Here is a 7,681-nt window from a genome sequence, read left to right as displayed (position 1 = left end):
ACGATGTAAGGACTACACTAAAGAAAGAATCTAAGTCAGATACATATCTAAAACTTTTAAATTTAAGCGAGAACTTCTCGTTTACCGTACAAGAATTTTATTTTTTAGCATCTGATAATACAATTGGAAGAGATGACAGAAATAGTATATGTATTAAAGATAAGTTTATGTCTAAATTTCATGCAAGGATTGTTGAAGACGAGGGAATATTTTTCTTAGAAGACTTAAAATCAGCTAATGGGACTTATCTAAATAGCGAAAGGATTGAGGATGCGATAGAATTAAAATCTAACGATATAATAAATATCGGTAAACTTCAATTCTTATTCATCCAAGGTGATGGCAATGAATAGGTTAAGAAATCTCACTATAAACAAAAATAAGGCGCAGAGGAAGGCTCTTTTCTTGCTATTTGCCTTTGAGTTTTTAGCCCTATCTCTAGCATTAATTTATAACATAGAAAATCTTAGTAATACTGATTTTATAACGTATTTAGCAATTTTAGTTGCAACTTTGATATCGAGTTTTATGGTAAACAAAGTCATAAAATCGGATGGAATTTTGCTAATGATTGTAAATATGCTTTTCTCTATAGGTGTTTCAGTTATCTATAGGTTAGATCCCTCACTAGGAAAGAGGCAGTTACAATATTATTTAGTTGGCCTAGTTATGTTTTTTGTAACATATTTTGTATTAAAGTCCTATAGCTCTTGGCATAAGTTATCCAAGTTTTATGTTGGAATTTCAGTGGTACTTTTTATACTTACCCTTGTATTCGGATCATATCTTGGAGGAGCTAAAAACTGGATTTATTTGGGACCAGTAAGTATTCAGCCATCAGAGTTTATCAAGGTACCCTTAGCCTTTTTTATAGCAAGTTTCTATACTCATTATAACGAGTTTTGCAAAAGGCCTTTCGGAAAATACTATATGAACTTAGTAATTTTTGTATTTATAGGATTTTTATTCTTACAAAAAGACTTGGGTACAGCTTTAATTTTCTTTGGGACCATGATTTTAAGTCAATTTGTATACGATAGAGATAGAAAGCTTATATTGATTAATCTTTTAGCAATGCTCGTAGGATCTATAATAGCATATTTCCTATTTTCTCACGTTAGAATTAGGGTTGCTACTTGGAAGGATCCTTGGTCCGATATCGACGCAACAGGTTATCAGATAACCCAGGCCTTATTTGCGATGGCAAGTGGGGGACTTTTTGGAAGTGGTATAGGACTTGGTAGGCCTGATTTTATACCAGTGGCTGAATCTGACTTTATCTTTTCAGCTATTTGTGAGGAGATGGGAATATTTATGGGAATTGCCGTAGTATTATTATTTATGATTCTGGTATATAGGGCTATTAAGATTTCCCTTATACAAAAAGATAAATTTTATTCTATATTGGCATTTTGTATAGGGATCTTATTTGCTTTGCAGACCTTCATAATCTTAGGTGGTGTTTTAAAGTTGATTCCGCTTACGGGAGTAACACTTCCTTTTATCAGCCAAGGGGGATCTTCAATGATTGCAGGATTTATTCTTCTAGGCTGTTTACAATATTCAGGAGAAGAAATTAAGTATGGTGATGAATTAGATGAAGAAAAGAATTGATAAAAAAAGAAAAAATTCTCAATCTTTGATTGACAAAATTAAACAAATTGAAGAGGAGAGGAGATTAGAAGATATCGATAAGTTAAATATCATATCGAAGACTACACTTAACAAAAGGCTTGTCTTTGTCATGGTGTTTTTCGTGGCCCTTTTTATGACTCTCACTCTATATTTAGTATATTTTCAACTTTTTAAAAGTTCGGATATAGAAAATGATTCTCATAACAGAAGGTTATGGGTTAATGAAGATAATATCAAAAGAGGTTCTATCTACGATAGAAATGGCAATATACTTGCTTATAGTGAGCAAGACAGTGACGGAAGTCAATATAGAGTTTATAACTATGGAAAGTCAGCCTCATCAGTTACAGGCTATTCTTCCAAAACTTATGGTAAAACAGGTATAGAGAAGTCTTATAATAAAGAGCTTCTCGCCCTTAGTGGAGAAAACCTATCTAACTTTAGGAAAATGGTCGTCAAAAACGATACAGGCTATGATGTTCACTTATCTTTAGATCAAAATATTCAAGAGATAGTCTATGAATATATGGAAGATATCAAAGGCTCTTGCGTTGTGATGAACCCCAAGACCGGTGAAGTGCTTGCCCTAGTATCTAATCCTAGCTATGACCCAAATAGTGTAGATGAAGATTGGGATTTTCTTATACAAAATACAGACGGTCCTCTCGTAAATAGGGCAACGTCTGGTTCTTATAGGCCAGGATCAACTTTTAAGATAGTTACAGCAACTGGTGTACTAGATTATGATCTTGATACATCTTACAATGATACTGGAGTTGAGACTATTCAAGGCTATGATATCAGAAACTTTGCTGATCAAACATTTGGAATGGTCAACTTAAGATCAGCCTTTGTTAATTCTATAAATACTTATTTTGCTTCTAAGACTAATGATTTAGGACGAGATAAATACGAAGAACTTGCTGAGAAGTTTATGATCAACAGAGATTATGACTTCGATATGGATAAGAATAAGGCAATAATTCCTTTTGATGACTTAAACCATGTAGACTTAGCAATGACAGGATTTGGATACGGAAAAACACAGATAACTCCACTTCATATGGCTATGATTACCTCAGCAATAGCAAACGAAGGGAAGATGATGCAACCAAGGCTTGTGTCAAAGGTTGTTGATAAGGATGGTAAAATTATCGAAGAAAAAAAAGATAAAGTCTTAAGCGAGGTAACAAGTGTAGAAAACGCAAACTATATCAGAGACTTGATGGTTTCGGTTGTCAACGAAGGTACGGGAACAAGCGCATATTTGGATTCTATCCAAATAGCAGGAAAGACAGGAACTGCAGATAAGGAAAATAATCTGTTGGACGCTTGGTTTGTAGGATTTGCTCCTGCCTATGACCCAGATATTGTTATTGCTCTAGTAGTAGAAGATAGTGACGATACGGGAGGAGTAGTAGCTGCGCCGATTGCACGAGATATCTTAAGTACAATTTATCAAACAATAGAATAATCACATTAACTTATTCTTGATATTATTCCAGTAGTGGTTTTTATTGAGGATAAGTTTTTTTATTTTAGTATCTGAAACTTTGATTCTGATCTTGTAATCTTTTGTGGAGTATTCCTTGCCATCGAAGATAAATAAAGTGTGATAGTTATCTCTTTTTGAAACAGAAATATCAATTGTAGCATCATTTGGTAGGACGACAGGACATCTTAAGGCTTTATTCATATTAGAATAAACTGGGGCTATGGGTGTTAACTGGAATCCGTTTAGGGACTGATGTAGTATTGCTCCACCAGATGATAAATTATAGGCAGTGGATCCATGCGGAGTTGATATAATAAGGCCATCACCGGAGAATGATTCTATATAATTACCATCTATAAACACTTTAAGCCTAACTATTTGGTTCCTATCGCTTTTGATTACCACTTCATTTATAGAATTCATTATTTTTCCATTAACTACTGCCTCAAGAATAGAAAGGCTTTCTGTATGGTAATTTCCTTGATCAAAGGAATTTATAAAGTAATCTAACATATTAACTTCTATTTCTTGATAAAAACCAAGATGGCCTGTATTGATTCCAATAAAAGGAATCGAAGAAAAGTTAGACAAGTGAACAGCATTTAAAAAAGTACCATCCCCTCCAATAACAAGATTCAAAACAGCATCTTTGTCATAAGTAGTTGTTAGGGTGTAATCGTGTTTGTAGAAAATCTTTTTACATTTTTGATAAATAGATCTAGAAAACTTAGACTTATTTTTAAAAACATTGATTTTATTTGTCATTTTTCCCTCCTCTCATATAATATATTATTATATCATAGAGGAAGGAATATGAAATATATAAAATATGAAGTTTACGAAAATACAAGTGTAAGACAATTCCTGAGGACTAAAAGCTATTCTAAAAAAAGTATAGAAGATATTCTTAAGACAGGCTATATATTAAATGGAAAGAAGAAAAGAAAAAGTCTTAATCTTAAAACAGGAGATAGGTTAAATATTGTTATAGAAGATGAAAAAATTGACTATGATCCAATAGAAGGCAATCTTAATATAGTCTATGAAGACGAGCACTCCTTAGTAGTAAGCAAGGATTCTGATATAACAGTAAACTCTAAAAATCAGACAAGTTTATGCAATTATATAGCTTATTATTTTAAGAAAAGCAGTCAGGACACCAAGATAAGGCTAGTCAATAGACTAGATATGGATACATCTGGACTTATGCTAATAGCCAAGAATAAATTTGCCCACGCTTTCTATCAGAAACAGTTAGAAGAAAATATTATGAAGAAAAAATATATTGCTGTTGTAGATGGGAGGGTAGATATTGATTTCTTGTATGAAAATAAATTCTCTTACAATGAAAAAAACAAAAATTATGAGCCGTCAAAAGGTGGGAAAATCTGTAGGACCTACTTTAAATCAAAAAGCATCAATGAGGATTTTTCTATAATAGAGTGTGAAATATTTTCAGGAAGGACTCATCAAATTAGAGCTAGTCTAAGTGATTTAGGATATCCTATCTGGGGAGATAGCTTGTATGGATCAAAGAAAAAGCTAGATAGATTTCTACTTCACTCTTATAAGCTGGAATTTGTAAATTTCTACAAGGAGGAAAATATCAAATTGAAAGATTGTCCGAATTTTGTAGGATTTATCGAAAGAGGATGAAAACAATATTATTTGCATAAATCCTTTGCATATTATATAATAAAACTATCCTAAGGTGTTGGTCCAAATTTAAACCTACAACTTTTATAAGGGATTGCGGAGTTCTAGATTTGATGGCAAGCCCCCTTTGAGGGGAAGTCAGAGATTCTAGACAGCTTGCCCACCTTCACATACGCGAAGGTCTTAAAGATAGGGCCCCCTTGGGATTTAATTAAATTTAGTTTTACTTAAAAATTTTTGGGTATAAATTATGTAAGATTAAATAATAAAGGAGTTTATATGTCAATATCAGATTATATCGAACAAAAAGCACAAGCTAAAAAAAGAGAACTAAAGTATGAAATTTGGAAAGCGAAAAATCATGACAGTAGAATGAGAGCTCAAGGAGCAATCTTAGGTACATTAGTTGGTGCCGCAGCTGGATTATTACTTGCTCCAAAATCTGGAAAAGAAACTAGAGAAGATATAGTAGATGCCTTCAACGATACAGTTGACACTGTAAAAGATGGAGCTATCAATGCAGTTGATAGTGCAAAAGACGGATACGAAGATCTTAGATACAGAGCATACACTGACCTAAAACCAATCAAAGATGGTTTTGAATATGGTACAGAAATAGTAAAAGAAACTGGAAGTCAAATTAAAGAAGCCTCAAAAGATGCTGCAGAAAATATCAAAGATGGAGCAAGCGATGTTAAAGATATCGTAAAAGAAGGAGCTAAAGAGACCAAGGAAGTTGCCAAAGAAACAGGCGAAGAAGTTAAAGAAGATGCAAAATATGCCGCTGATGATACAAAAAAAGCAGCTAAAGAAGTGAAAAAAGAAGCTAAAGATACTGCAAAGGAAGCAAAAAAAGAAGACGAAAAAGCCAAAAAAGATATTAAGAAAAACTAAGGAGATTTAGATGATAACAATAAATGCAAATCTTCTTGGAAATGTTATTCTAACAATTTTAGGTATTGTTGCTCTAGTCTTTTTAGTGCTTCTACTAAAGAATCTTAATGCGCTAGTGACAAAAGTCCAAGGAGTACTTGACAAGAATTCTGACAATCTTGATCAAGTAATAGACAAATTGCCTAATATCGCTGATCAAGCAAATACGCTTGTATCAAATGTTAACACAATCGTAGCTGATCCTAATCTTAAAATGGCAATAGCCAAAGCTAATGATACCATGACAAATGTAAATAGCATTACTGACGATATAAGAGATACAGTCAATTATGTTGGAGTTACTGCTGTTGATAGTGTCGACACATTAGGTGCTGGGGTTGCTTCTATAACTGATTATTCAACATTAATTATGGATGTAATTGATATAGCAAGAAATGTAATATCAGGTAGATAAAATTAAGGTCATCAATCGATGGCCTTAATTATTTCTTATTAAGGAGGAGATATGGGTCAACCAACAATTAAAGATGTAGCGAAGCTTGCGGGTGTTTCAATTTCAACCGTATCTAGGGTAATGAATAATTCTAAGCCAGTTAGTCCTGAAGCAAGAAAAAAAGTTTTGGATGCAATAAACAAACTCGATTTTAAGCCAAATGAGCTAGCAAGATCGCTTGTAATGCGAAAATCAAACCTAGTTGGTGTAATTGTTGAGGATATAGGTATAGAATATATGGCTCAACTTATAAGAGGAATAGAAGAGATTGGTAGGGTATATAAATATGATATTCTATTATCAAGCTCTTATGGTGACGAGGAAGCTCTAGAAAATTCAATTGATTTTCTTGCAACAAAACAAGTAGAAGGTCTAGTTATAATAACTGAGAACATTTCACCAGAAGTTCTTGTAAAACTAAGAGATAGAAGAATTCCTTTTGTACTTTTAGATAAGTATCACACATATAAAAACGTTAAGTCAGTAAAAGTAGATTATGCTGCAGAAGAAAAAAGGCTTATCGAAAATTTACTTAATAAGGGCCATGAAAATATTTTATATATTAATCATGAAGAGAATAATATACTTAACGAAAATATGCTAAAAGGTTACAGACAAGCCCTATCTGATTCTGGAAAGAAAGCTTTTGTTATCAATACCAAAGGCACAAGTTCTGATGATGGTTATAATATAGGGGATGAAGCTTTAAAGCTTGTTAAAGAAGAGTCAATAACAGCAATATCTTGTGTAAATGACGAAGTAGCAATTGGTTTTATGAATTATTGTGTGGATAATGGTATAGATGTACCTGAGGATATTTCGGTTACAGGTTTTGGTAACTCAAGTATTGCAAGCATTTATAGACCTAAAGTAAGCACTGTATCCATTCCGTATTATGATATAGGTGCGATTTCTATTCGTGCCTTAATTAAAAGGATAAAGGAAGAGGAAGACATTCTCGAAGATGACTGGATTATAGACGGTCAAGTAATGGAAAGAGAATCAACAAAGTCAATAAATTAACTACAAATATTATCTTATTGTTAATTTATAAAAAAATAGTAAAATAGAATTGTAATAATAAAATAGGAGGCAATCAATTATGGCAGAAAGAAAAGTTGTAGTAGCTAATGAAACTGGATTACATGCTAGACCAGCAGCATCATTAGTACAATTTGTTAAAAACTACCCAGGTGAAGTTAAGATAATCAAAGAAGGTAAAGAAGCAAATGCTAAATCAATCTTCAACGTTATGAGCCTTGGAATTGCTAAAGGAACAGAAATTACTTTAGTTGTAGAAGGTGAAGATGAAGAAAAATTTGCAGATGAATTAGTTGAATTTATCAATAACTTATCTGAATAATACGATTGTTATTAAGGATACTGTTACAGTATCCTTTTTTTAAAATAAGGAGTAATGATAATGACCGAAAAATATGAAGGGTTAATTGCCAGTAATGGCGTTACTATTGGCAATTTGTATTTATTTACCAGAGATAAAGTTGTAA

The 7,681-nt window shown here is 32.6% G+C and carries 9 protein-coding genes and 1 other RNA gene; 9 read left to right on the top strand and 1 reads right to left on the bottom strand.

The window, feature by feature from the left end:
- The 3 genes from RCH56_RS07125 to RCH56_RS07115 all read left to right on the top strand — a co-directional run.
- The coding region (locus tag RCH56_RS07125) for an FHA domain-containing protein (RefSeq protein WP_306484288.1) at positions 1–353 on the top strand (353 nt) is incomplete at its 5' end.
- The gene (locus tag RCH56_RS07120) at positions 346–1,614 is read left to right on the top strand and encodes an FtsW/RodA/SpoVE family cell cycle protein (protein ID WP_306484286.1); all 1,269 of its coding nucleotides are present in this window, start codon (positions 346–348) and stop codon (positions 1,612–1,614) included. The genes RCH56_RS07125 and RCH56_RS07120, both read left to right, overlap by 8 nt.
- Positions 1,598–3,109 carry a penicillin-binding protein 2 gene (locus RCH56_RS07115; protein ID WP_306484285.1) on the top strand — a complete coding sequence of 504 codons (1,512 nt, stop codon included), beginning with the start codon at positions 1,598–1,600 and terminating at the stop codon, positions 3,107–3,109. Before RCH56_RS07120 ends, RCH56_RS07115 begins: the two co-directional genes overlap by 17 nt.
- Here the strand turns inward: RCH56_RS07115 and RCH56_RS07110 are convergent, their stop codons facing one another.
- Positions 3,110–3,895, bottom strand: a complete 786-nt coding sequence (locus tag RCH56_RS07110) for an NAD(+)/NADH kinase (protein ID WP_306484284.1) — start codon at positions 3,893–3,895, stop codon at positions 3,110–3,112.
- 48 nt (positions 3,896–3,943) lie between these two features.
- Here RCH56_RS07110 and RCH56_RS07105 point away from each other — a divergent pair, with 48 nt between their 5' ends.
- The 6 genes from RCH56_RS07105 to RCH56_RS07080 all read left to right on the top strand — a co-directional run bounded on the left by RCH56_RS07105 (position 3,944) and on the right by RCH56_RS07080 (position 7,536).
- Positions 3,944–4,786, top strand: a complete 843-nt coding sequence (locus tag RCH56_RS07105; protein ID WP_306484283.1) for an RluA family pseudouridine synthase — start codon at positions 3,944–3,946, stop codon at positions 4,784–4,786.
- A 44-nt stretch (positions 4,787–4,830) separates the two neighbouring features.
- A non-coding RNA gene (ssrS, locus tag RCH56_RS07100) (6S RNA) lies at positions 4,831–4,997 on the top strand.
- A 68-nt stretch (positions 4,998–5,065) separates the two neighbouring features.
- Positions 5,066–5,680 (top strand): YtxH domain-containing protein, encoded by a 615-nt coding sequence (locus RCH56_RS07095; RefSeq protein WP_306484282.1) that lies wholly within the window; start codon positions 5,066–5,068, stop codon positions 5,678–5,680.
- A 10-nt stretch (positions 5,681–5,690) separates the two neighbouring features.
- Entirely contained in the window at positions 5,691–6,134 is a 444-nt protein-coding gene (locus RCH56_RS07090; RefSeq protein WP_306484281.1) for a hypothetical protein, read from the top strand.
- Between the two features lie 51 nt (positions 6,135–6,185).
- Complete coding sequence (locus RCH56_RS07085) at positions 6,186–7,196, top strand: LacI family DNA-binding transcriptional regulator (RefSeq protein ID WP_306484280.1); 1,011 nt, start codon at positions 6,186–6,188, stop codon at positions 7,194–7,196.
- A gap of 79 nt (positions 7,197–7,275) precedes the next feature.
- A complete protein-coding gene (locus RCH56_RS07080; protein WP_105300431.1) occupies positions 7,276–7,536 on the top strand; it encodes an HPr family phosphocarrier protein in 261 nt (86 codons plus the stop codon).
- Positions 7,537–7,681: the final 145 nt, after the last annotated feature.

It is taken from the genome of Anaerococcus sp., from assembly GCF_030825785.1.
In the GTDB taxonomy this organism is placed as follows: Bacteria; Bacillota; Clostridia; order Tissierellales; family Peptoniphilaceae; genus Anaerococcus.
Note: the sequence above shows the minus strand (reverse complement) of the source record. Positions and strands in the feature narration are given on the sequence as shown.